Annotated in this window: 26 protein-coding genes and 1 tRNA gene; all 27 read right to left on the bottom strand. The window is 48.8% G+C overall.

Annotated features, from left to right (window positions below; genetic code table 11):
• Nucleotides 1-318, bottom strand: a complete 318-nt coding sequence (gene rplX / locus OEZ43_16390; GenBank protein ID MDH5547167.1) for a 50S ribosomal protein L24 — start codon at nt 316-318, stop codon at nt 1-3.
• A 22-nt stretch (nt 319-340) separates the two neighbouring features.
• Nucleotides 341-709: a 50S ribosomal protein L14 gene (gene rplN / locus OEZ43_16385; GenBank protein ID MDH5547166.1), complete on the bottom strand. Its 369-nt coding sequence runs from the start codon at nt 707-709 to the stop codon at nt 341-343.
• A 121-nt stretch (nt 710-830) separates the two neighbouring features.
• Nucleotides 831-1091, bottom strand: a complete 261-nt coding sequence (rpsQ, locus tag OEZ43_16380) for a 30S ribosomal protein S17 (GenBank protein MDH5547165.1) — start codon at nt 1089-1091, stop codon at nt 831-833.
• A complete protein-coding gene (rpmC, locus tag OEZ43_16375) occupies nt 1088-1288 on the bottom strand; it encodes a 50S ribosomal protein L29 (GenBank protein ID MDH5547164.1) in 201 nt (66 codons plus the stop codon). The genes rpsQ and rpmC overlap by 4 nt, the downstream gene beginning before the upstream one ends.
• Complete coding sequence (gene rplP / locus OEZ43_16370) at nt 1288-1701, bottom strand: 50S ribosomal protein L16 (GenBank protein ID MDH5547163.1); 414 nt, start codon at nt 1699-1701, stop codon at nt 1288-1290. Before rplP ends, rpmC begins: the two co-directional genes overlap by 1 nt.
• A gap of 17 nt (nt 1702-1718) precedes the next feature.
• Complete coding sequence (rpsC, locus tag OEZ43_16365; GenBank protein ID MDH5547162.1) at nt 1719-2396, bottom strand: 30S ribosomal protein S3; 678 nt, start codon at nt 2394-2396, stop codon at nt 1719-1721.
• 12 nt (nt 2397-2408) lie between these two features.
• On the bottom strand, nt 2409-2741 hold the full coding sequence (gene rplV / locus OEZ43_16360; protein ID MDH5547161.1) for a 50S ribosomal protein L22: 333 nt from the start codon (nt 2739-2741) through the stop codon (nt 2409-2411).
• A 13-nt stretch (nt 2742-2754) separates the two neighbouring features.
• The gene (rpsS, locus tag OEZ43_16355; protein ID MDH5547160.1) at nt 2755-3027 is read right to left on the bottom strand and encodes a 30S ribosomal protein S19; all 273 of its coding nucleotides are present in this window, start codon (nt 3025-3027) and stop codon (nt 2755-2757) included.
• 16 nt (nt 3028-3043) lie between these two features.
• Entirely contained in the window at nt 3044-3868 is an 825-nt protein-coding gene (rplB, locus tag OEZ43_16350; GenBank protein ID MDH5547159.1) for a 50S ribosomal protein L2, read from the bottom strand.
• A gap of 21 nt (nt 3869-3889) precedes the next feature.
• Nucleotides 3890-4189 carry a 50S ribosomal protein L23 gene (gene rplW, locus OEZ43_16345; protein MDH5547158.1) on the bottom strand — a complete coding sequence of 100 codons (300 nt, stop codon included), beginning with the start codon at nt 4187-4189 and terminating at the stop codon, nt 3890-3892.
• On the bottom strand, nt 4186-4803 hold the full coding sequence (gene rplD, locus OEZ43_16340; GenBank protein MDH5547157.1) for a 50S ribosomal protein L4: 618 nt from the start codon (nt 4801-4803) through the stop codon (nt 4186-4188). Before rplD ends, rplW begins: the two co-directional genes overlap by 4 nt.
• 11 nt (nt 4804-4814) lie before the next feature.
• Nucleotides 4815-5459 (bottom strand): 50S ribosomal protein L3, encoded by a 645-nt coding sequence (gene rplC, locus OEZ43_16335; protein MDH5547156.1) that lies wholly within the window; start codon nt 5457-5459, stop codon nt 4815-4817.
• 99 nt (nt 5460-5558) lie between these two features.
• On the bottom strand, nt 5559-5870 hold the full coding sequence (rpsJ, locus tag OEZ43_16330) for a 30S ribosomal protein S10 (GenBank protein MDH5547155.1): 312 nt from the start codon (nt 5868-5870) through the stop codon (nt 5559-5561).
• A 5-nt stretch (nt 5871-5875) separates the two neighbouring features.
• Entirely contained in the window at nt 5876-7066 is a 1191-nt protein-coding gene (gene tuf, locus OEZ43_16325) for an elongation factor Tu (GenBank protein MDH5547154.1), read from the bottom strand.
• Nucleotides 7067-7097: 31 nt separating this feature from the next.
• Nucleotides 7098-9203, bottom strand: coding sequence for an elongation factor G (gene fusA / locus OEZ43_16320; protein MDH5547153.1), 2106 nt, complete (start codon nt 9201-9203; stop codon nt 7098-7100).
• Nucleotides 9204-9221: 18 nt separating this feature from the next.
• Complete coding sequence (rpsG, locus tag OEZ43_16315; protein ID MDH5547152.1) at nt 9222-9692, bottom strand: 30S ribosomal protein S7; 471 nt, start codon at nt 9690-9692, stop codon at nt 9222-9224.
• A gap of 21 nt (nt 9693-9713) precedes the next feature.
• The gene (gene rpsL / locus OEZ43_16310; protein MDH5547151.1) at nt 9714-10088 is read right to left on the bottom strand and encodes a 30S ribosomal protein S12; all 375 of its coding nucleotides are present in this window, start codon (nt 10086-10088) and stop codon (nt 9714-9716) included.
• Nucleotides 10089-10302: 214 nt separating this feature from the next.
• Nucleotides 10303-14484 carry a DNA-directed RNA polymerase subunit beta' gene (gene rpoC, locus OEZ43_16305; protein ID MDH5547150.1) on the bottom strand — a complete coding sequence of 1394 codons (4182 nt, stop codon included), beginning with the start codon at nt 14482-14484 and terminating at the stop codon, nt 10303-10305.
• 28 nt (nt 14485-14512) lie between these two features.
• Complete coding sequence (rpoB, locus tag OEZ43_16300; GenBank protein ID MDH5547149.1) at nt 14513-18592, bottom strand: DNA-directed RNA polymerase subunit beta; 4080 nt, start codon at nt 18590-18592, stop codon at nt 14513-14515.
• 175 nt (nt 18593-18767) lie between these two features.
• On the bottom strand, nt 18768-19145 hold the full coding sequence (rplL, locus tag OEZ43_16295) for a 50S ribosomal protein L7/L12 (protein ID MDH5547148.1): 378 nt from the start codon (nt 19143-19145) through the stop codon (nt 18768-18770).
• Nucleotides 19146-19182: 37 nt separating this feature from the next.
• A complete protein-coding gene (gene rplJ, locus OEZ43_16290) occupies nt 19183-19707 on the bottom strand; it encodes a 50S ribosomal protein L10 (GenBank protein MDH5547147.1) in 525 nt (174 codons plus the stop codon).
• Nucleotides 19708-19923: 216 nt separating this feature from the next.
• Nucleotides 19924-20616 (bottom strand): 50S ribosomal protein L1, encoded by a 693-nt coding sequence (rplA, locus tag OEZ43_16285; protein MDH5547146.1) that lies wholly within the window; start codon nt 20614-20616, stop codon nt 19924-19926.
• A gap of 1 nt (nt 20617) precedes the next feature.
• Nucleotides 20618-21046 carry a 50S ribosomal protein L11 gene (gene rplK, locus OEZ43_16280; GenBank protein ID MDH5547145.1) on the bottom strand — a complete coding sequence of 143 codons (429 nt, stop codon included), beginning with the start codon at nt 21044-21046 and terminating at the stop codon, nt 20618-20620.
• A gap of 85 nt (nt 21047-21131) precedes the next feature.
• Entirely contained in the window at nt 21132-21665 is a 534-nt protein-coding gene (nusG, locus tag OEZ43_16275) for a transcription termination/antitermination protein NusG (GenBank protein MDH5547144.1), read from the bottom strand.
• Nucleotides 21666-21670: 5 nt separating this feature from the next.
• Nucleotides 21671-22018, bottom strand: coding sequence for a preprotein translocase subunit SecE (gene secE / locus OEZ43_16270; protein ID MDH5547143.1), 348 nt, complete (start codon nt 22016-22018; stop codon nt 21671-21673).
• A gap of 24 nt (nt 22019-22042) precedes the next feature.
• Nucleotides 22043-22118, bottom strand: a tRNA-Trp gene (locus OEZ43_16265).
• Between the two features lie 94 nt (nt 22119-22212).
• Nucleotides 22213-22343, bottom strand: a 131-nt coding sequence (tuf, locus tag OEZ43_16260; GenBank protein ID MDH5547142.1) for an elongation factor Tu, incomplete at its 5' end; no start/stop codon positions are given.

Here is a 22343-nt window from a genome sequence, read left to right as displayed (position 1 = left end):
TTACACATCTACGATGTCGCCACTAGATTTAAAAATGCGCACTTTGCGGCCATCGTCGAGCATTTTAAAACCAACTCTTTCGCCCTTGCTTGTCTTCGGGTTGAAAAGCATGACATTAGAAGCAGCGACCGACGCTTCTTTTTCAATAATACCGCCGGCAATTCCCATATTAGGATTCGCTTTGGTGTGGCGCTTAACCAAATTGACACCACCAACAAATACGCGATTGTCGGAGGTAACGCGCATCACACTTCCGCGCTTCCCTTTATCTTTACCTGCAATAACAATGACGTCATCGCCTTTTCTGATTTTACGCATTTTCTCAGCTCTCTCGAAAAACCTACAGCACCTCAGGTGCCAGAGAAATAATTTTCATAAAATTCTCGGTGCGCAGTTCTCTTGTAACCGGCCCAAATATACGCGTGCCAATTGGTTGCAATTGGTTGTTCAGCAAAACTGCAGCATTCCCATCGAAGCGGATGATAGATCCATCCTGACGACGAACACCTTTACGAGTACGGACAACTACGGCGTTGTAAACATCGCCTTTTTTGACCTTACCGCGCGGAATTGCTTCTTTCACGCTAACTTTAATTATGTCACCAATATGGGCATAGCGGCGGCGGGAACCTCCCAGCACTTTTATACACATGACGCGTCGAGCGCCACTGTTGTCCGCGATATCCAAAACAGACTGCATCTGAATCATGGTCGGTTTCTCCGATCCTTATACCAACACACCCAAAAAAAAGGTGGCGTAGTCTAACACAAAACAACTAGTTTCCCAATATTAATACTAGCAAGCCAGTATTTTCTTTAATATCAGCTAGTTACTTAGCCTTCTCAATCACCTCAACCAAACGCCATGTCTTGGTCTTGGAAAGAGGACGACACTGAATAATAGAAACTGTATCTCCGGGACCTGCCGAATTTGTCTCGTCGTGAGCCTTCAGCTTCGTGGAGCGTTTTACATACTTCCCATAAATAGGGTGAGGAACCTTGCGCTCAATTAATACCGTGATGGTTTTATCCATCTTATCGCTGACGACGCGACCAACTAATGTGCGCTGGGTATCATGCTGTTCACTCATTTCTTACCGCCCCTAGCTTTCTGGTTAAGTACTGTTTTTACTCGAGCTATATCTCGCTTTACCGTGCCGAGCAGATGTGACTGCCCTAGCTGCCCCGTTGCTTTTTGCATCCGGAGATTAAAATGCTCCTTGAGCAAGCCTTCAAGCTCTTGCTTCAGCGCATTTGTATCTTTTGATTGAAGTTCACTCGCTTTCATCACATCACCGTACGCGTTACGAATGTGGTTTTTACTGGAAGCTTGGCTGCTGCCAAACGGAAGGCTTCACGTGCGATCTCTTCAGTCACACCTTCCATTTCATAGAGCATTGAACCAGGCTGAACCTGTGAAACCCAGTATTCAACATTTCCCTTACCACTACCCATACGAACTTCGAGTGGCTTTTCTGTAATCGGCTTATCTGGGAAAACACGAATCCAGATTTTACCACCACGTTTGATGTGACGAGTCATGGCACGACGCGCTGCTTCGATTTGACGAGCAGTTAAACGCCCACGCTCTGTGGCTTTTAATCCATATTCTCCGAAACTCACCTTGTTACCATTTTGAGCCCAACCACGGTTTCTACCTTTGTGGACTTTACGGAATTTTGTACGTTTTGGCTGTAACATCTCTAACTCCTTCCTACTTAGGCGTTAGCCGTCTTTTTGGAGCTAGGCGCTTCTTCTTCTGCGCCCTTGCCGAAAACTTCACCTTTGAAGATCCAGACTTTGACACCGATGATGCCATATGTCGTCAAAGCTTCGGCAAAGCCGTAATCGATATCGGCGCGCAGTGTGTGCAAAGGAACGCGGCCTTCGCGATACCATTCCGCACGTGCGATTTCAGCTCCGTTCAATCGACCTGAAACATTAATTCGAACACCTTGTGCACCCAATCGCATCGCATTGGTAACAGCACGCTTCATGGCACGGCGAAACATAATACGTTTTTCCAATTGCTGAGCGACACTTTCAGCAACCAGTTGCGCATCAAGTTCAGGTTTACGCACTTCTTCGATATTAATGTGGACCGGAATACCCATCATTTTGGATACTTCGGCTCTCAGCTTCTCGATATCTTCACCTTTCTTGCCAATTACGATACCTGGGCGAGCACTGTGTATTGTGATACGCGCGTTCTTGGCAGGACGTTCGATTATGATTTTGCTTACAGAAGCATGCTTGAGTTTGTTCTTCAAAAACTCACGAACCTGAATATCGTTAATCAGGTTATCAGCATAATCCTTGGTTTCAGCAAACCACTTAGAGTTCCAATCAGTAACGATTCCTAAGCGTATACCAGTTGGATGTACTTTTTGACCCATTTCACCGTCCTCTTATTGATCTGCTACGGTCACAGTGATGTGACTGGTGCGCTTGAGAATTCGATTGGCTCGGCCCTTTGCGCGCGCTTGTATGCGCTTATAAACGGGACCTTCATCTACTGTAATAGCCTTTACTTTCAACTCGTCTATGTCAGCACCTTCATTGTGCTCGGCATTAGCTATCGCTGACTCCAAAACCTTTTTCACGATAGCTGAAGCTTTTTTAGTACTGAAAGTTAAAAACTGTAGAGCCTTCTCAACATCTTTTCCGCGAATCTGGTCTGCTACCAGTCGGGTCTTTTGCGGAGAAATCCGTGCGTATCTCAATTTCGCCTGAACTTGCATAATTCCTTACCTATTACCTGGACTTTTTATCCGCCGCATGTCCACGATATGTACGTGTCAACGCGAACTCACCCAATTTATGACCCACCATGTTCTCAGTAACCAGAACAGGAACGTGCTGTTTGCCGTTATGTACGGCAATGGTAAATCCAACCATATCTGGAAATACCATAGAACGACGGGACCATGTCTTGATTGGGCGCTTATTGTTCGTTTCTATCGCCTGGCGTACTTTACTCGCCAGGTGCGCATCAATAAAAGGACCTTTCTTAATTGAACGTGGCATACCTTATCCTCTTACCTTATTTTCCGCGTCTGCGTACGATTAACTTACTTGTACGCTTATTTGTGCGAGTCTTATAACCCTTAGTTGGCGTACCCCAAGGAGTTACAGGATGTCTTCCGCCGGAAGTACGTCCTTCACCACCGCCGTGTGGGTGATCAACCGGGTTCATCGCTACACCACGTACAGTAGGTCTTATACCGCGCCAACGCTTCGCACCCGCTTTACCGAGAGAACGAAGATTGTGTTCAGTGTTGCTAACTTCACCAATTGTCGCCATACCATCAATCAGCACCTTACGAAGTTCACCGGAACGCATACGAATCATTGCGTACTGACCTTCTTTCGCTACTAACTGCACCGAAGCACCTGCACTTCTGGCGAATTGAGCGCCTTTACCTGGTTTTAACTCAACACAGTGTACATTGGTACCAACCGGAATGTTGCGTAACGGCATTGCATTACCCGGCTTAATCGGCGAATCTGGGCCTGACGAAATCGCGTCACCTGTCTTGATATTATTGGGCGCGATTATGTAGCGACGCTCACCATCTGCATATTTCAGCAGCGCAATATGTGCAGTACGGTTAGGGTCATATTCCAGACGCTCAACAACCGCAGGAATGCCAGTTTTGTCACGCTTGAAATCCACAACACGATAGTGTTGCTTATGACCGCCCCCACGGTGACGAACGGTAACACGTCCCGCGTTATTACGTCCGGATTTCTGAATTTGTTTTTCCACTAATCCAGCATAAGGCTTGCCCTTGTGCAAATCTGGATTAACAACTTTAACGACGAATCGACGTCCCGCCGATGTTGGTTTTGCCTTTACAACCGCCATAGTCTTTTACCTTCTCGCGTCTTATTCAGCACTCATGAAGTCGATGTTCTGACCTTCTGCCAGAGATACATACGCCTTCTTCCAGCCTGGACGACGTCCTTCCTGGCCACGGACACGCATTTTGCGCTTAGCCTTCATATTACAGACACGAACCTTGTCGACTTTCGTGTCAAACATCAGCTCCACAGCTTCTTTTATTTCCTTTTTAGTCGCATCTTTTTCGACTTTAAGGACAATCTGATTATTACTCTCAGCTGCATTTGTTGCTTTTTCAGAAACATGGGGCGCTTTAATCAGCTTGATCAATTTTTCGTTTTTCATCCCAACATCTCCTCGAATTTTTTGATCGCTTCCGCTGACATCAAAACCTTCTCATGGGAAATCAGATTTACAGGATTAACTTTACTGACATCCACTGCGTCTATGTATGGAAGGTTTCTAGAAGAAAGATGCAGGTTTTGATCGTAATTCGCGGATACGATCAGCGCGTTATCAATCCCCATACCCTTTAATTTTGCTGCCAACTCTTTCGTTTTGGGTGCATCAATAGATACGTTATCCAGAACAACCAGACGATCTTGACGAACCAATTCAGACAGAATGGAACACAATGCTGCGCGATGCATCTTGCGATTAACCTTCTGAGAATAATCAACTGGGCGAGCAGCGAAAGTCTTACCGCCCCCGCGCCATATAGGACTACGGATGGTACCGGCACGGGCGCGACCTGTACCTTTTTGACGCCATGGTTTGGCGCCACCGCCACTTACATCAGAGCGACTTTTATGTGCTCTTGTACCTGCGCGTGCACCAGCAAGATATGCAGTCACTACCTGATGAATCAGGCCTTCATTAAAGTCGCGCTGAAAAACTGTTTCGGAGACAGTTACATTGGATCCGGCGCCACCATTGTATGCGGTTACTTTTAACTCCATTGTCTATCTCCTCAGGACCCAGCTTTCACAGCAGAGCGCACAATAACATCACCGCCCTTAGAACCAGGTACAGCGCCTCTGACCAAAATCAGATTACGTTCCGCATCGACGCGAACAACATCAAGATTCTGCACAGTGCGACGCACATTACCCAAGTGCCCGGACATTTTCTTCCCTTTGAAGACACGTCCCGGACTTTGGTTTTGTCCGATAGATCCTGGAGTACGATGAGATATGGAGTTTCCATGAGTTGCGTCTTTACCAGCGAAGTGGTGACGCTTAATGGTACCTGCGAAACCTTTACCTATTGAGGTGCCGGTTACGTCTACAGTTTGACCTTCAGAGAACTTATCGACTTTGATTTCAGAGCCAACTTGCATGTCGTCACCAGCGGGCTCATCCAGACGGAATTCCCACAGACCACGACCAGCTTCTACGCCACCTTTTGCAAAGTGACCAGCCATCGCTTTGTTGACTCGGTTAGCACGGCGAGTCCCCACAGTGACCTGCACAGCATTATAGCCGTCAGTTTCGACTGTCTTTACCTGGGTGACACGATTTGGCTCAACTTCGATAACGGTTACAGGCACGGATACACCTTCAGGTGTAAAAATCCGTGTCATACCGCATTTGCGGCCGATGACACCTATTGCCATTATTCTATCCTCTTCGTACCAATTACGGTTGATCGGTACTGAACTAGTATTTAAAAAAACCGGGCGGCCGGCAAAACCCAGCCTACCCAACCGATTACATTAATTAAGTTTAATCTGTACGTCTACGCCAGCTGCAAGATCCAGCTTCATGAGCGCGTCTACGGTTTTGTCTGTTGGATCGACAATATCCATTAAACGCTTGTGCGTACGGATCTCATACTGATCACGCGCGTCTTTGTTTACGTGTGGTGAAATCAGTATTGTGAACTTTTCGATCTTAGTAGGCAAAGGAATCGGGCCGCGAACCTGCGCACCTGTGCGCTTTGCAGTCTCAACAATTTCCTTTGTAGATTGATCGATCAAACGATGATCAAACCCTTTAAGACGAATACGTATACGTTGATTAGTCATTTGTTTCACTCAAAAATCTTGGCAACAACACCTGCACCTACTGTACGACCGCCTTCACGGATCGCAAAGCGCAGACCTTCTTCCATTGCAATCGGGGCGATTAGCTCGACCTTCATGTTCACGTTGTCACCTGGCATTACCATTTCTACGCCGTCTGGCAACTCACACGCACCGGTTACGTCTGTGGTACGGAAATAAAACTGAGGACGATATCCCTTGAAGAATGGCGTGTGACGACCACCTTCTTCCTTGCTCAGCACGTACACTTCCGCTTCAAACTTCGTGTGCGGCTTGATCGAGCCCGGCTTACACAATACCTGTCCACGCTCAACGTCTTCACGCTTGGTTCCACGCAGCAGTACACCCACGTTATCACCCGCCTGACCTTGATCAAGCAACTTGCGGAACATCTCAACACCGGTAACCGTGGTCTTGGTCGTATCTCTGATGCCCACGATTTCCACTTCATCTCCCACGTTCACGATGCCACGCTCGATACGACCGGTGACCACTGTGCCACGACCGGAGATCGAGAACACGTCTTCGATTGGCAGGATGAATGCGCCATCAATCGCACGCTCCGGCTCTGGGAAGTAAGAGTCCATTGCCGCTACCAGCGCCTCTACAGCCGGTACGCCGATTTCAGAAGTGTCGCCTTCCAGTGCCTTCAGGGCTGAACCTTTTACTACCGGAATGTCATCACCTGGGAATTCGTAAGAAGACAGCAGTTCACGCACTTCCATCTCTACCAGTTCCATCAATTCTTCGTCGTCTACCATGTCTGCCTTATTCAGGAACACCACGATATACGGTACGCCTACCTGACGCGACAACAGAATGTGTTCACGCGTCTGTGGCATTGGGCCATCAGCAGCGGAGCATACCAGGATCGCGCCGTCCATCTGTGCCGCACCAGTGATCATGTTCTTTACATAGTCCGCGTGTCCAGGGCAGTCTACGTGCGCATAGTGACGCGCCGCTGACTCATACTCAACGTGGGCGGTCGCGATCGTGATTCCACGGGCACGCTCTTCCGGTGCACTGTCGATGTTTGCGTAGTCTTTAAACTCGCCACCGTACTTTTCCGCCATTACCTTGGTAATCGCCGCTGTCAGCGTTGTCTTACCGTGGTCAACGTGACCGATCGTTCCGACGTTTACGTGCGGCTTCTTACGCTCAAATTTTTCCTTGGACACAGCTCTACCTCATCACTATAAAGGTTAATAATTATGACGCTCGTTTAATCACTGCATCAGCGACATTATTCGGCGCTTCTGCATACTTAGCGAATTCCATCGAATACGTGGCTCGCCCCTGGGTTGCTGACCTCAAATCGGTGGCATACCCAAACATCTCTGCCAACGGCACTTCCGCTCTGATAATCCGCCCGGCCGGGGCATCGTCCATACCTTGAACAATTCCGCGTCTCCGATTCAGATCCCCCATAACGTCCCCCATATATTCTTCCGGGGTAACTACCTCAACCTTCATTATCGGCTCAAGCAGTGCTGGGTTAGCCTTGGTGACACCTTCCCTAAATCCCATCGAGCCGGCAATCTTAAATGCCATCTCATTGGAATCTACGTCATGGTATGAACCATCGAACAAGGTCACCTTGACATCAACAACCGGATATCCGGCGAGAATCCCGTTCTCCATTTGCTCCTGGATGCCTTTGTCTACCGCCGGAATATATTCCTTCGGGATGACTCCACCAACTACCGCGTTAACGAATTCGTAGCCAGCGCCCGCTTCCAGAGGCTCAATTTTTAGCCACACATGGCCGTATTGTCCGCGACCTCCGGACTGCCGAACAAACTTACCTTCCTGTTCGACCGAACCGCGTATCGTTTCCCGGTATGCCACTTGCGGTGCACCCACATTGGCTTCTACCTTGAATTCGCGCTTCATACGATCAACGATAATTTCGAGGTGCAATTCACCCATTCCTGAGATTATCGTCTGCCCCGACTCTTCGTCGGTATGCACTCGAAAAGACGGATCTTCCTGTGCAAGCTTGCCGAGCGCAATTGACATTTTCTCTTGGTCCGCAGTTGTCTTCGGTTCTATTGCTACCGAGATAACCGGCACTGGAAATTCCATGCGCTCCAGCGTAATAACTTTATTCATGTCACACAGAGTGTCGCCAGTTGTGACATCTTTGAGCCCTATTGCCGCCGCGATATCGCCGGCACAGACCTCTTTAATTTCTTCTCGACTGTTAGCGTGCATCTGTACCAGACGCCCGATTCGTTCCCGCTTGCCTTTGACCGGGTTAAAAACCGCGTCGCCGGTCGATATCATACCGGAATAAACTCGAAAAAAGGTCAACGTTCCAACAAATGGATCTGTTGCAATCTTGAACGCCAGTGCAGAAAACGGCTCTCTATCATCAGCGTGACGCTCCGCCACAGTCTCGCCCTTGTCATCCAGCGTGCCTTTAATTGCGGGCACCTCTGTCGGGGACGGAAGATACTTAACCACCGCATCCAACAGCGCCTGCACGCCTTTGTTCTTGAAAGCAGAACCACACAAACAGGGAACGATTTCATTTGCCAGGGCCTGAACACGCAAACCACTAACAACATCCTCTTCGGAGAGATCTCCATCTTCGAGATACTTCTCCATCAATTCTTCAGAGGCCTCTGCGGCGGACTCAAGCATCTTTTCGCGATACTTTCGAGCCTCAGCCATAAACTCCTGGGGAATCTCACGGGCATCATAGGTTAGACCCATATCAGCCTCATTCCAGAAGATGGCCTTCATACGTATCAGGTCAATAACACCTTGAAACGTTTCCTCAGCACCTATTGGCAACTGAACGGGGACTGGATTCGCCCCCAATCTATCTTTTATCTGACCAACGACACGCAGAAAATTTGCGCCCGCACGGTCCATCTTATTCACAAATGCCAGACGTGGAACGTGATACTTGTTCGCCTGCCGCCAGACCGTCTCTGACTGAGGCTCTACACCACCTACCGCACAAAAAACGGCGCACGCTCCATCCAGGACCCTAAGTGAACGTTCGACTTCAATAGTGAAGTCTACGTGCCCTGGCGTATCAATTATATTGATACGGTGCTCTTCAAACTGCTTGTCCATCCCTCGCCAGAAACAAGTCGTAGCAGCAGAGGTTATGGTTATACCTCTTTCCTGCTCCTGCTCCATCCAGTCCATAGTGGCAGCGCCATCATGAACCTCGCCGATCTTATGGGACAAACCGGTATAAAACAAAACTCGCTCTGTCGTCGTGGTCTTACCCGCATCAATGTGCGCCATAATCCCGATATTTCGGTAGCGCTCAATTGGGGTTTTGCGTGCCACGACCAAATCTCCAGAGCCGGAAAACTACCAGCGATAGTGAGAAAACGCCTTGTTCGCCTCTGCCATACGATGAGTATCTTCACGCTTCTTAACAGCGGATCCGCGACTTTCAGCAGCTTCAACAATTTCCGCAGCCAGACGAGCACCCATAGATTTCTCACCACGCTTACGCGCCGCTTCCGTCAACCAACGCATAGCTAGCGCAATACCGCGATCCTGACGAACCTCAACAGGAACCTGGTATGTTGCACCACCAACACGACGAGACTTAACCTCAACCATAGGCTGAACGTTTTCCAAAGCTTTCTCAAACACTTCTAGGCCGTCTTTTTTGGTCTTCTCAGAAACCTGGTCAAGCGCACCATAGATAATACGCTCAGCAGTGGATTTCTTACCGCTACGCATTACCATATTAATGAAACGCGTCAAACGCTGACTTCCGAATTTCGGATCTGGCAATACCGCTCTTTTGGGTACTTCACGTCTTCTTGGCATCTTGGATAACCCTATATTTCTTTACGACTTAGGACGCTTCGCGCCATACTTGGAACGTCCCTGACGACGATTTTGCACGCCTGACGTATCCAGAGTTCCGCGCACGGTGTGATAACGCACACCTGGCAAATCTTTAACACGACCACCACGAATCAAGATGACCGAGTGCTCCTGAAGATTATGCCCCTCACCACCAATATAGGAAGTCACTTCCATACCATTAGTCAGGCGAACACGCGCGACCTTGCGCAGAGCCGAATTTGGCTTCTTTGGCGTCGTTGTGTAAACACGAGTACACACGCCACGACGCTGAGGACAACCTTCAAGCGCAGGTACATTTGTCTTTTCCCTCTTGCGCTTACGGGGACTCCGCACTAATTGATTAACTGTAGCCATCAACCACTCCAAGGCATAAAAATAAGCAACAAGCAACCTCGCCTGTCACCAGCGAATTCAAAGGAGGCGCAATTTTAGAGAGTCCCCCTATTGATGTCAAGCACAACTTCAATCCCGAAGGGTTTTCAGCCAGCATGAAATCACCAACAAAATCAACACAAAAAAAGCCGACCCTGATACTGCTTAGGTCGGCCTTTTTTTAAAGGATCAGGCGCTAGTTAATTACCTGTTCCGTTCCTTCTTGCGGAATTTCGGATGCAACTTTACCCGCGCCAGCATCAGACTGGCCACGACGCTGGTCATGATAAGCCAAGCCGGTTCCAGCCGGGATCAAGCGCCCAACAATCACGTTTTCCTTCAGCCCTCTCAGATCATCGCGCTTGCCGCTAACAGCAGCTTCGGTGAGCACTCGAGTAGTTTCCTGGAAGGACGCTGCAGAAATGAAAGACTCCGTTGCCAATGATGCTTTAGTGATACCCAGCAACAATTCATTGAATGTTGCTGACATCTTTCCAGCCGCGACAATTTTATCGTTTTCATCCAACAATCTAGCTCGTTCAACTTGCTCACCTTTGAGGAAACGAGTGTCGCCAGGATTATCGACTTCAACTTTTCGTAGCATTTGGCGAACGATAACTTCAATGTGCTTATCGTTAATCTTTACACCCTGTAAACGATAAACATCCTGAACTTCGTTAACGATATAACGCGCAAGCTCACTTACACCCAGTAGACGGAGAATATCGTGTGGCGCAGGGGGTCCGTCACAGATCACCTCACCTTTTTCAACATGCTCGCCTTCAAACACTGTTACGTGTCTCCACTTGGGTATCAACTCTTCATAATGATCGCTACCATCATTGGGAGTGATTACCAGACGTTGCTTATCTTTCGTTTCCTTTCCGAAGCTAATGGTCCCTGAAATTTCAGCCAAAATAGCGGGTTCTTTCGGTTTACGTGCCTCAAACAAGTCAGCAACACGTGGCAAACCACCGGTGATGTCACGAGTTTTTGATGACTCCTGAGGAATACGTGCAACGATGTCACCAACACCTACCTGGGCACCATCACTCAAAGAAACGATCGCGCCAGTTGGCAAGAAGTACATCGCAGGAATATTGGTACCCGCGAGCATCAGGTCACTACCTTTTTCGTCTACCAGCTTAACCATAGGTCGTAGATCCTTTGCATGAGTACCACGCTGTTTAGGATCAGTTATGACCATGCTGGACAAACCGGTGATGTCGTCTGTCTGACGAATGATAGTCACACCGTCGACGAAGTCATGCAGCTTGATCTTACCTGCAACCTCGGTCACAACCGGGTGTGTATGTGGATCCCATGTTGCGACGACTTCACCAGCGCCAACCACTTCACCGTCGCCGTATTTCAGAATCGCACCATAGGGAACTTTGTATCGTTCACGCTCACGACCAAAATCATCTAGGACACCGATTTCGCCGGAGCGAGAAACAGCGACCAAGTGATTATCTTTGTTCATTACTGTCTTCAGGTTATGCAGGCGAAGCGTTCCTTTCGCCTTAACCTCGACACTGCTAACAGCAGCAGATCGCGATGCCGCACCACCGATATGGAATGTACGCATGGTCAGCTGAGTACCTGGTTCACCGATCGACTGAGCCGCTACAACACCAATCGCCTCACCAGCATTTACCTGGTGGCCACGCGCCAGGTCACGACCATAACAACTTGCACAGATACCGTATCGAGTCTCACACGTTATTGGCGAGCGTACAAAAACCTGGTCAATACTATTTTCTTCCAGCACCTCAACCCAATGTTCGTCGAGTAGAGTACCGGCAGGGGCAACGACTTCGTCTGTTCCTGGCTTACATACATCTGCAGCTACTACACGACCAAGTACGCGCTCGCTCAGCGGTTCAACTACGTCACCACCTTCGATCAAAGGCTCCATTAACAGACCATGGTTCGTACCGCAATCAAAATCAGTTACGACCAAATCCTGGGCAACATCCACCAGACGCCGTGTCAAATAACCTGAGTTCGCTGTCTTCAATGCCGTATCAGCCAAACCCTTTCGAGCACCGTGAGTAGAGATAAAGTACTGGAGAACGTTTAACCCCTCACGGAAGTTCGCAGTAATTGGCGTTTCGATAATAGATCCGTCTGGCTTGGCCATGAGACCACGCATACCGGCCAGCTGTCGAATCTGTGCCGCACTACCGCGAGCTCCTGAATCGGCCATCATAAAGATGGAATTAAATGACTCCTGACGAGCCGCTTTTCCTTCTTTATCTTGGACATATTCGTAGCCCAACTTTTCCATCATCGCTTTGGCAACCTGGTCATTGGTATGCGACCAGATATCGACAACCTTGTTATAACGTTCGCCATTGGTAACGAGACCGGAAGCGTATTGATTTTCAATCTCTTTAACTTCTTCCTCGGCTTTACCCAGGATCTTGTCCTTTTCTTCAGGAATAACCATATCCTCGGCGCCAAAAGACACGCCAGAGCGAGTTGCGTAAGCAAAACCGGTATACATCAGCTTGTCCGCAAACAATACCGTTGCTTTAAGGCCTAATCGGCGATAGCACTGATTGATCAACCCTGAGATTGCCTTTTTCGTCAAACTGCGATTAACCAGTTCAAATGGCATTTCTTTTGGCATTACATCGTTCAAAAGCGCACGCCCGACAGTTGTGTCAGCCACGCGTTTAACTTCCTGCTTATGACCGTTCTCGTCTTCAATGATCTCGGTGATACGCACCTTTACGCGAGCATGCAGATCAACCATGCCCGAATGGTAGGCACGATGCACCTCGGTAGGATTGGAGAACAACATACCTTCACCACGCGCATTAACGCGATCGCGGGTCATATAATACAAACCTAGTACAACGTCCTGAGAAGGCACGATGATCGGTTCGCCGTTAGCAGGCGAAAGAACATTATTAGATGACATCATCAAGGTACGCGCTTCAAGCTGCGCTTCGATTGACAACGGTACGTGGACCGCCATCTGGTCACCGTCAAAGTCAGCGTTATAGGCAGCACACACCAAGGGGTGTAACTGAATTGCTTTACCTTCGATCAACACTGGTTCGAAAGCCTGAATACCAAGACGGTGCAGCGTCGGCGCACGGTTCAGAAGAACTGGATGCTCGCGGATGACATCCGAGAGTACGTCCCAAACCTCTGGGCCTTCACGCTCTACCATTTTCTTGGCTGCTTTAATCGTCGTGGCCAGGCCGCGACGCTCAAGCTTGCTAAAAATAAACGGCTTGAACAATTCAAGCGCCATCTTCTTAGGCAGACCGCACTGATGTAAACGCAGCGTAGGTCCAACCACGATAACCGAACGACCGGAATAGTCGACACGCTTACCCAACAGGTTCTGACGGAAACGACCTTGCTTACCTTTGATCATATCGGCGAGTGATTTCAACGGGCGCTTATTAGTGCCAGTGATGGCACGTCCACGGCGACCGTTATCCAACAAGGCATCAACCGCTTCCTGCAACATACGTTTTTCATTTCGCACGATAATGTCAGGCGCGTTCAAATCAAGTAGACGTTTGAGACGGTTATTACGGTTAATAACGCGACGATACAAATCATTCAAATCCGAAGTCGCGAAACGTCCACCGTCTAGCGGTACTAATGGGCGCAGTTCCGGTGGAAGCACTGGCAATACACTCATTACCATCCACTCAGCTTTATTTCCTGATTCTTCCAAAGCTTCAAGTAACTTCAGGCGCTTGGATAACTTCTTGAGCTTGGTCTCTGAATTAGTCGCTGCGATTTCGTCGCGAATCTTGGCAATCTCAACTGGCGTATCGATAGTCTTTAGCAAGTCGTGTATCGCCTCTGCTCCCATCTTGGCAGTGAATTCATCGCCCCACTGTTCGATGGCATCAAGATACGCTTCATCAGAGAGCAACTGACCGGTTTGCATATCTGTCATGCCCGATTCAATTACCACAAACGCTTCAAAGTATAGAATGCGCTCGATATCACGGAGAGTCATGTCGAGCAACAAGCCCATACGGGATGGCAATGACTTCAAGAACCAGATGTGCGCAACAGGGCTCGCAAGTTCGATATGCCCCATGCGCTCGCGACGAACTTTGGCCAACGTAACCTCAACACCGCATTTTTCACAAATAACGCCGCGATGCTTGAGACGCTTGTACTTTCCACACAGACACTCGTAGTCTTTGGTCGGACCAAATATCTTGGCGCAGAAAAGACCATCACGCTCTGGCTTGAAGGTACGGTAATTAATCGTTTCAGGCTTACGCACTTCACCGTAAGACCAGGAACGAATCTTCTCAGGCGAAGCTAAGCCGATGCGTATGCTGTCAAACTCTTCAGCTTGGCCTTGTTTCAGTAAATTTAATAGATCTTTCAAGGTCGAATCTCCCAATAAGCGCCGTTGCCTACTCTTGTTCCAGTTCGATATCGATGCCGAGTGAGCGGATTTCCTTCAACAGTACATTAAAGGATTCCGGCATACCGGCTTCCATACGGTGATCACCATCGACGATATTCTTGTACATCTTGGTACGACCGTTTACATCGTCCGATTTGACCGTCAGCATTTCCTGGAGGGTGTAGGCCGCACCGTATGCTTCCAGTGCCCAGACCTCCATCTCTCCGAAACGCTGTCCACCAAACTGCGCCTTACCACCAAGTGGCTGCTGAGTAACCAGACTATAAGGACCAGTGGAACGGGCATGCATCTTGTCATCTACCAGGTGGTTAAGTTTGAGCATATACATGTAGCCAACCGTTACAGGGCGCTCAAACATTTCGCCGGAGCGACCGTCATACAGATATGTCTGACCCGTTTCTGGCAGATCGGCCAACCGTAGCATGGCTTTGATCTCACTTTCCTCGGCACCGCCGAATACCGGTGTCGCCATCGGTACGCCGTCGCGTAAGTTTTCCGCAAGCGTAAACACTTCTTCGTCAGAAAAGTCTTTAATAGACTGTTCCCGTCCGTTCTTTTCGTAAATCTCGCCGAGGAAACCTTTGATCTCGGATGCATTGCGTGCATCGTCAAGCATGCGGCCGATCTTGATACCCAGACCTTTCGCCGCCCAACCCAAATGCGTTTCGAGTACCTGTCCTACGTTCATACGAGACGGTACACCTAGCGGGTTTAGACAGATATCAACTGGAACACCAAATTCATCGTAAGGCATATCTTCCACAGGCACGATCATGGAGATAACACCTTTGTTTCCATGTCGACCTGCCATTTTGTCACCCGGTTGGATACGACGCTTAACGGCTAGATACACCTTAACCATCTTCAGTACGCCTGGCGCAAGATCGTCACCGCTGCTGATCTTCTTACGCTTTTCATCAAACATTTCGTCGAAATCTTTGCGGCGTTGCTTGAGATGCTCTGCGGTTTTTTCCATTTGCTCATTAGCGGTATCGTCTTTCAGACGAATATCAAACCACTTATCACGCGGAAGGTCTGCGAGATAAGCCGCGTCAATCGAACTGCCAGACTTCAATCCCTTAGGACCACCAGAAACAGTTTTACCTACGAGCATCTTTTCCAGACGCATATAGGTATCGTCTTCTAGAATACGGTATTGGTCATTAAGGTCTTTACGGTATTTCGCCAATTCGGCTTCTTCGATCTGTTTGGCACGAGCATCTTTCTCTATACCGTCACGGGTGAATACCTGAACATCGATTACCGTACCATTCATTCCAGATGGAACGCGCAATGAGGTATCTTTCACGTCGAGTGCTTTTTCACCGAAGATCGCACGGAGTAGCTTTTCTTCCGGTGTCAGTTGGGTTTCACCTTTTGGCGTAACCTTACCCACCAGAATGTCGCCCGGCTTTACTTCCGCACCGATGTAAACAATACCGGACTCATCAAGCTTGGATAGAGCCGCTTCACCGACGTTAGGAATATCACCAGAGATTTCCTCAGGGCCTAACTTCGTGTCACGAGCCACACAAGTGAGTTCTTCAATATGAATCGTCGTGTAGCGGTCTTCTTGTACAACACGCTCAGAGATGAGGATGGAATCTTCGAAGTTGTAGCCGTTCCACGGCATGAACGCAACCAGCATGTTCTGGCCTAACGCCAACTCACCCAAACTGGTAGACGGGCCATCGGCCAGAACGTCACCACACGCAATTACGTCGCCTGGTTTGACCAGCGGCGTCTGATTAATACAGGTGTTCTGATTCGAGCGGCTGTATTTCACCAGATTGTAAATATCGACACCGGCTTCACCTGCAATGGCTTCGTCATCGTTAACGCGCACAACGATACGGCCAGCATCGACAGAGTCCACCACGCCACCACGTTCAGCAACGACTGTTACGCCAGAGTCAATAGCAACAGTCTTTTCAATTCCGGTTCCAACCATAGGCGTTTGCGCCTTGAGTGTAGGAACAGCCTGACGCTGCATGTTCGATCCCATGAGAGCGCGGTTAGCATCGTCGTGCTCGAGGAATGGAATCAGCGATGCAGCAACTGACAATATCTGCTTAGGCGAAACGTCCATGTACTGCACCTTATCCGGTGTAGACATCATAAATTCACCTTGCAGACGACAAGAGATAAAATCTCCCGTCAGGCATCCTGATCCATCTACCGGAGCGTTCGCCTGGGCGATGGTATAGCCGCCTTCTTCGATCGCGGATAAATAGTCGATTTCGGCAGTTATCTTGCCGTCGATAACTCGGCGATAAGGCGTTTCAAGGAAGCCATATTTGTTGGTACGCGCAAAAACCGCCAAAGAGTTGATCAAACCGATGTTTGGACCCTCCGGTGTTTCGATTGGGCACACGCGACCATAGTGGGTCGGATGTACGTCACGTACCTCGAAGCCTGCGCGCTCGCGGGTCAGACCACCTGGACCAAGTGCCGAAACTCGACGCTTGTGAGTAACTTCCGACAATGGGTTGTTCTGGTCCATGAATTGTGAAAGCTGGCTAGAACCAAAAAATTCTTTCACTGCAGCAGAAACTGGCTTAGCGTTAATCAGCTCCTGAGGCATCAGTCCTTCGGACTCAGCCAGACTCAAACGTTCTTTAACCGCACGTTCTACACGCACAAGACCAACGCGGAACTGATTCTCCGCCATTTCACCAACGCTACGAATACGGCGATTGCCCAAGTGATCGATATCATCAACGGTTCCTCTACCATTTCTTATATCGATCAATACGCGCAATACATCGATGATGTCTTCATTGGATAACGTGCCTTCGCCGACAATCTCCGTGCGACCCACGCGGCGATTAAACTTCATGCGGCCAACATCAGACAGATCATATCTATCTGATGAGAAGAAAAGATTCTGCAGCAGCGCCTGAGCAGCTTCCTTCGTTGGTGGCTCGCCAGGACGCATCATGCGATAAATTTCAACCTGTGCTTCTTGTTCAGTGCGAGACGGCTCGACTCGCAAAGTCTCAGAAATGTAAGGACCGTGATCAAGATCATTGGTGTAGAGCGTACGAATATCTTTTACACTCGCATCAATCATCTTTTGCAGCAATTCTTCAGTAATTTCGGCATTTGCCTCGGCGATAACTTCACCCGTTGAAGCATCAACGACGTCATGGAAAAGCGCCTTTCCGATCAGCAAATCAACCGGCGACGTCAGTTTATTCATACCAAGGCCATCCATATCCTTAATATGACGCGCAGTGATACGACGTCCTGCTTCGACGATAACATCGCCTTTGGGTGACAAAATATCAAAATTCAGTATTTGTCCTCTGAGACGCTCAGGAATCAATTCGATTTCTACGCCGTCTTGCGACAAATGAAAGGTGTCCGTCTCAAAAAACATTTCGAGCATTTGCTGGGTGTCATACCCAAGTGCACGCAAAAGAATAGTCGCCGGAAGTTTGCGTCGACGGTCTATGCGTACGAATACGCAGTCCTTGGCATCGAATTCAAAATCTAGCCATGAACCACGATAAGGAATAATTCTTGCGGAATAGAGCAGCTTACCAGAGCTGTGCGTCTTACCACGATCATGGTCGAAGAACACACCCGGTGAACGATGCAGCTGCGATACGATAACGCGTTCTGTGCCGTTGATAACAAAGGTACCATTACGTGTCATGAGCGGGATTTCGCCCATATACACTTCCTGCTCCTTAATATCTTTTACTGCTTTGGCATCGGGACCAGCTTCTTTATCATAGATAACCAAGCGTAGTTTAACTCGTAAAGGGGCCGCATAAGTAAGACCGCGTAGCTGGCATTCCTTCACATCAAACACGGGATTACCCAAACGATAACTTACATATTCCAGTGCCGCCGTTCCGGTATAACTGACGATGGGAAAAACCGAACTGAATGCGCCATGCAAACCAACTGTATTTCTACCGTCCGGTGCAGTTTCCTGCTGTAGGAAATCCTTATAGGAATCCAGCTGAATTGCGAGTAAATACGGAACATCCAGAATGTCAGGGTGTTTACCAAAGTCCTTACGGATCCTTTTTTTCTCGGTAAAAGAGTACGCCATTAGACTGCCTCGTTGCCATTCCTGAGAGAGATAAATTCATGCTGCCTTAGCAACACGCTTTGCTTGCCCGACTATGCGCCAATTACAGGCATGTACAAGCATAAAAAGGCCGGCGACATAAAACGTCGCCAGCCATTATGCGAAGCACAAGCGCCTCACGCATATGAACGTGAAGTTACTTGAGCTCGACAGAAGCCCCAGCTTCCTCGAGTTGCTTCTTGATGCTTTCTGCCTCATCTTTAGAAGCGGCTTCCTTGATAGTAGAAGGTGCACCTTCAACCATATCTTTCGCTTCTTTCAGACCCAGGCCAGTGATACCACGAACTGCCTTGATAACGGCAACCTTGTTGCTGCCAAAGCTGCTCATTACAACGTCAAACTCAGTCTTCTCTTCTGCAGCAGCGGCACCACCACCAGCAGCAGGAGCAGCAACCGCAACCGCAGCAGCAGCTGTTACACCGAACTTGTCTTCCATTGCGGAAATCAGATCCACAACTTCCATTACAGTCATGTTTGAAATCGTTTCCAGAATGTCTTCTTTAGAAACTGCCATTGATATTCTCCTATAAAATAAAACCTGTTACGTGAAGTTAGGCGCCTTTGGCGTCCTTAACCGCTGCAAGCGTACGAACCAGTTTGCCAGGCACTTCATTAAGCGTGCGGGCAAGCTTGGCTATTGGCGCCTGAATCACAGACATTAACTGAGCAATTGCTTCATCTCGGGTTGGTAGACTTGCAACAGTCCTCAAATCCTGAGGGCCTAGCAATTTTCCGCCGATCGAAACCAGTTTCACCACGAGCTTGTCGTTTTCTTTGGAAAACTTTTCAATAACTCGTGCAGCTGAACCAGGGTCTTCCTGTGAAAAAGCCAAAATAAGAGGACCAGTCAAACTGTCCTTCATGCACTCAAACTCAGTGCCTTCGATGGCACGACGAGCGAGAGTGTTTTTGACTACACGCAGGTAAACACCACTGTTGCGCGCTTCTTTGCGCAACTCGGTCATTTGCTCTACTGTGATACCACGATATTCAGCAGCCACCGCAGAAAATGCATCTGCAGCTACGCCACTTACTTCAGCAACAATGGCTTTCTTCTCTTCGAGTGATAAAGCCATGCGACTTACCTCCTGAGGTATCGCCTTACTAAATAAAGCACGAAAAATCTGGCAAGGTGAAACCTTGACAAATAACGCGCCCCCTTTTTAACGAGGACCCGAGAATAGTTTCTGGGTAACACCCGTCTACGCAGGCCGGCAATCCATTAAGTCATGAAAACATGACACCTGCGGTCTTTGACGGTTTCACTGCTTGCGCAGTGAAACCCAAAGCCTTTACATTATTGAGCCGATTTCCACTTGCAAGCCAGGCCCCATCGTAGATGACACCGTAACCTGACGCATATAAATGCCCTTCGCAGTGCTTGGCTTTGCCTTTTGAAGATCACCTAACAGTGCTGCCAGGTTTTCTTTCAACGCATTGGCCTCAAAGCCAACTTTACCGATAGAGCAGTGGATAATGCCTGCCTTGTCAGTACGGTAACGTACCTGACCAGCCTTAGCATTCTTGACCGCAGTCGCCACATCAGGCGTAACAGTGCCAACCTTTGGGTTAGGCATCAGACCACGCGGACCAAGAATCTGACCCAACATACCAACAACGCGCATCGCATCAGGAGAAGCGATAACCACGTCAAAATTCATATTGCCCTTTTTAACCTCGTCAGCCAGGTCTTCCATACCAACGATGTCAGCTCCTGCCGCTTTAGCAGCTTCAGCATTTGCACCCTGAGTAAATACCGCCACGCGAACAGTTTTACCTGTACCGTTAGGCAATACTGTAGAACCACGTACAACCTGGTCAGATTTACGAGGATCTACGCCAAGGTTAACCGCCACGTCGATAGATTCAGCAAACTTCGCCGGTGGCAGAGACTTGAGCACGGAAACAGCTTCTTCAAAGCCATAAACCTTGCCAGCTTCAATTTTTTCACGAATCGCTTTTGCGCGCTTAGATAACTTAGCCATCTTACACCTCCGCCTTGATACCCATGGAACGGGCACTACCTGCGATTGTACGCACTGCCGCGTCCATGTCAGCCGCTGTAATATCCGGCTCCTTAATTTTCGCTACTTCTTCAAGCTGTGCGCGAGTGATAGTGGCTATCGTTTCACGACCTGGAGTCTTCGAGCCCGATTTCAGACCCAACACCTTTTTGATCATTACAGAGGCCGGAGGCGTCTTTGTAATAAAGGTAAAACTACGATCACTGTAAACTGTAATAACAACTGGAGTCGGCAAACCCGGCTCCATGCCCTGTGTTTGAGCATTAAATGCCTTACAGAACTCCATTATGTTAACACCGTGTTGACCCAAAGCAGGACCAACAGGCGGACTGGGATTGGCCTGAGCGGCCTTCACCTGCAATTTAATATAGGCTTGAATTTTCTTAGCCATGATTTACTCCTTATTGGGTGATAGCGCCAATCTCCCCGGCATAACCGGAATCAGCTCCCCGATGAAAATACCAGGGCGAGAAAATTTAACCTTTCTCGACCTGACCAAATTCAAGTTCAACCGGCGTTGAACGACCAAAGATCAACACCGATACGCGCAACCGCGACTTTTCGTAGTCCACTTCTTCAACAACACCATTGAAGTCATTGAACGGACCATCTGTAATACGTACCACCTCGCCCGGCTCAAAGAGTATCTTCGGACGCGGCTTATCAACACCCTCTTCAACACGCTGAAGAATGGCATTGGCTTCTTTTTCAGTAATTGGCGCAGGACGATCGGCGGAACCGCCAATAAACCCCATAACACGAGGCACGCTCTTAACCAGGTGCCAGGTCTCCTCATCGAGATCCATCTGCACCAGCACATATCCAGGGAAAAATTTCCTGTCACTACGGCGCTTTTGTCCCTCGCGCATTTCGACGACTTCTTCCGTCGGCACAAGGATCTGACCAAATTTATCTTCCATTCCACTGTGAGCAACACGCTCTTCCAGGGATTTTTTTACATGATTCTCGTAGCCAGAGTAGGCATGTACCACATACCAACGCAGTGCCATACGCACTAACTCCCTTGTCCGGTCAATACCTGAACACCCCACAACAACAGAGTATCCACTCCCCACAGGAACAACCCGATCACGATAACCGCAGCAAAAATCATCAACGTCGTTGTAGAGGTCTCCTGCCGTGTTGGCCATACTACCTTACGCACTTCAGTGCGCGCTTCTTTAAAGAACGCCCACGCACCACGACCTGCATCAGACTGTAACGCGATGGCAACTGCTACACCGATAATTGCGAGCAGACCCAGCACGCGCACCAGCAACGACTGATCTGAGAAATAATAAAACGCACCGACACCGCCACCCACAAGAAGTAACGCGACTATCAGCTTAATTCGGTCCGCCATTGATTAAGTATCCCACCTGAATAATGGCAGGCCAGGAGGGAATCGAACCCCCAACCTGCGGTTTTGGAGACCGCCGCTCTGCCAATTGAGCTACTGGCCTATACCTTTTACACGAGAGAGCAAAGCGCTCATCTCACATTCGAACCAAGACGGCAACACATGTTACCGCCTCAACCCATTTTAAACCAACGATTTTATTCAAAAATCTTGGCAACAACACCTGCACCTACTGTACGACCGCCTTCACGGATCGCAAAGCGCAGACCTTCTTCCATTGCAATCGGGGCGATTAGCTCGACCTTCATGTTCACGTTGTCACCTGGCA

Source organism: Gammaproteobacteria bacterium (genome assembly GCA_029881255.1).
Taxonomy (GTDB): domain Bacteria; phylum Pseudomonadota; class Gammaproteobacteria; order S012-40; family S012-40; genus JAOUMY01.
The sequence above is the reverse complement of the archived record's forward strand: the minus strand, read 5'-3'. Positions and strand labels throughout refer to the sequence as shown.

What these genes read in the sequence shown, in the direction of transcription:
- rplX (MDH5547167.1), bottom strand. Translation starts at nt 318, where the DNA reads ATGCGTAAAATCAGAAAAGGCGATGACGTCATTGTTATTGCAGGTAAA.
- rplN (MDH5547166.1), bottom strand. Translation starts at nt 709, where the DNA reads ATGATTCAGATGCAGTCTGTTTTGGATATCGCGGACAACAGTGGCGCT.
- rpsQ (MDH5547165.1), bottom strand. Translation starts at nt 1,091, where the DNA reads ATGAGTGAACAGCATGATACCCAGCGCACATTAGTTGGTCGCGTCGTC.
- rpmC (MDH5547164.1), bottom strand. Translation starts at nt 1,288, where the DNA reads ATGAAAGCGAGTGAACTTCAATCAAAAGATACAAATGCGCTGAAGCAA.
- rplP (MDH5547163.1), bottom strand. Translation starts at nt 1,701, where the DNA reads ATGTTACAGCCAAAACGTACAAAATTCCGTAAAGTCCACAAAGGTAGA.
- rpsC (MDH5547162.1), bottom strand. Translation starts at nt 2,396, where the DNA reads ATGGGTCAAAAAGTACATCCAACTGGTATACGCTTAGGAATCGTTACT.
- rplV (MDH5547161.1), bottom strand. Translation starts at nt 2,741, where the DNA reads ATGCAAGTTCAGGCGAAATTGAGATACGCACGGATTTCTCCGCAAAAG.
- rpsS (MDH5547160.1), bottom strand. Translation starts at nt 3,027, where the DNA reads ATGCCACGTTCAATTAAGAAAGGTCCTTTTATTGATGCGCACCTGGCG.
- rplB (MDH5547159.1), bottom strand. Translation starts at nt 3,868, where the DNA reads ATGGCGGTTGTAAAGGCAAAACCAACATCGGCGGGACGTCGATTCGTC.
- rplW (MDH5547158.1), bottom strand. Translation starts at nt 4,189, where the DNA reads ATGAAAAACGAAAAATTGATCAAGCTGATTAAAGCGCCCCATGTTTCT.
- rplD (MDH5547157.1), bottom strand. Translation starts at nt 4,803, where the DNA reads ATGGAGTTAAAAGTAACCGCATACAATGGTGGCGCCGGATCCAATGTA.
- rplC (MDH5547156.1), bottom strand. Translation starts at nt 5,459, where the DNA reads ATGGCAATAGGTGTCATCGGCCGCAAATGCGGTATGACACGGATTTTT.
- rpsJ (MDH5547155.1), bottom strand. Translation starts at nt 5,870, where the DNA reads ATGACTAATCAACGTATACGTATTCGTCTTAAAGGGTTTGATCATCGT.
- rpsG (MDH5547152.1), bottom strand. Translation starts at nt 9,692, where the DNA reads ATGCCAAGAAGACGTGAAGTACCCAAAAGAGCGGTATTGCCAGATCCG.
- rpsL (MDH5547151.1), bottom strand. Translation starts at nt 10,088, where the DNA reads ATGGCTACAGTTAATCAATTAGTGCGGAGTCCCCGTAAGCGCAAGAGG.
- rpoB (MDH5547149.1), bottom strand. Translation starts at nt 18,592, where the DNA reads ATGGCGTACTCTTTTACCGAGAAAAAAAGGATCCGTAAGGACTTTGGT.
- rplL (MDH5547148.1), bottom strand. Translation starts at nt 19,145, where the DNA reads ATGGCAGTTTCTAAAGAAGACATTCTGGAAACGATTTCAAACATGACT.
- rplJ (MDH5547147.1), bottom strand. Translation starts at nt 19,707, where the DNA reads ATGGCTTTATCACTCGAAGAGAAGAAAGCCATTGTTGCTGAAGTAAGT.
- rplA (MDH5547146.1), bottom strand. Translation starts at nt 20,616, where the DNA reads ATGGCTAAGTTATCTAAGCGCGCAAAAGCGATTCGTGAAAAAATTGAA.
- rplK (MDH5547145.1), bottom strand. Translation starts at nt 21,046, where the DNA reads ATGGCTAAGAAAATTCAAGCCTATATTAAATTGCAGGTGAAGGCCGCT.
- nusG (MDH5547144.1), bottom strand. Translation starts at nt 21,665, where the DNA reads ATGGCACTGCGTTGGTATGTGGTACATGCCTACTCTGGCTACGAGAAT.
- secE (MDH5547143.1), bottom strand. Translation starts at nt 22,018, where the DNA reads ATGGCGGACCGAATTAAGCTGATAGTCGCGTTACTTCTTGTGGGTGGC.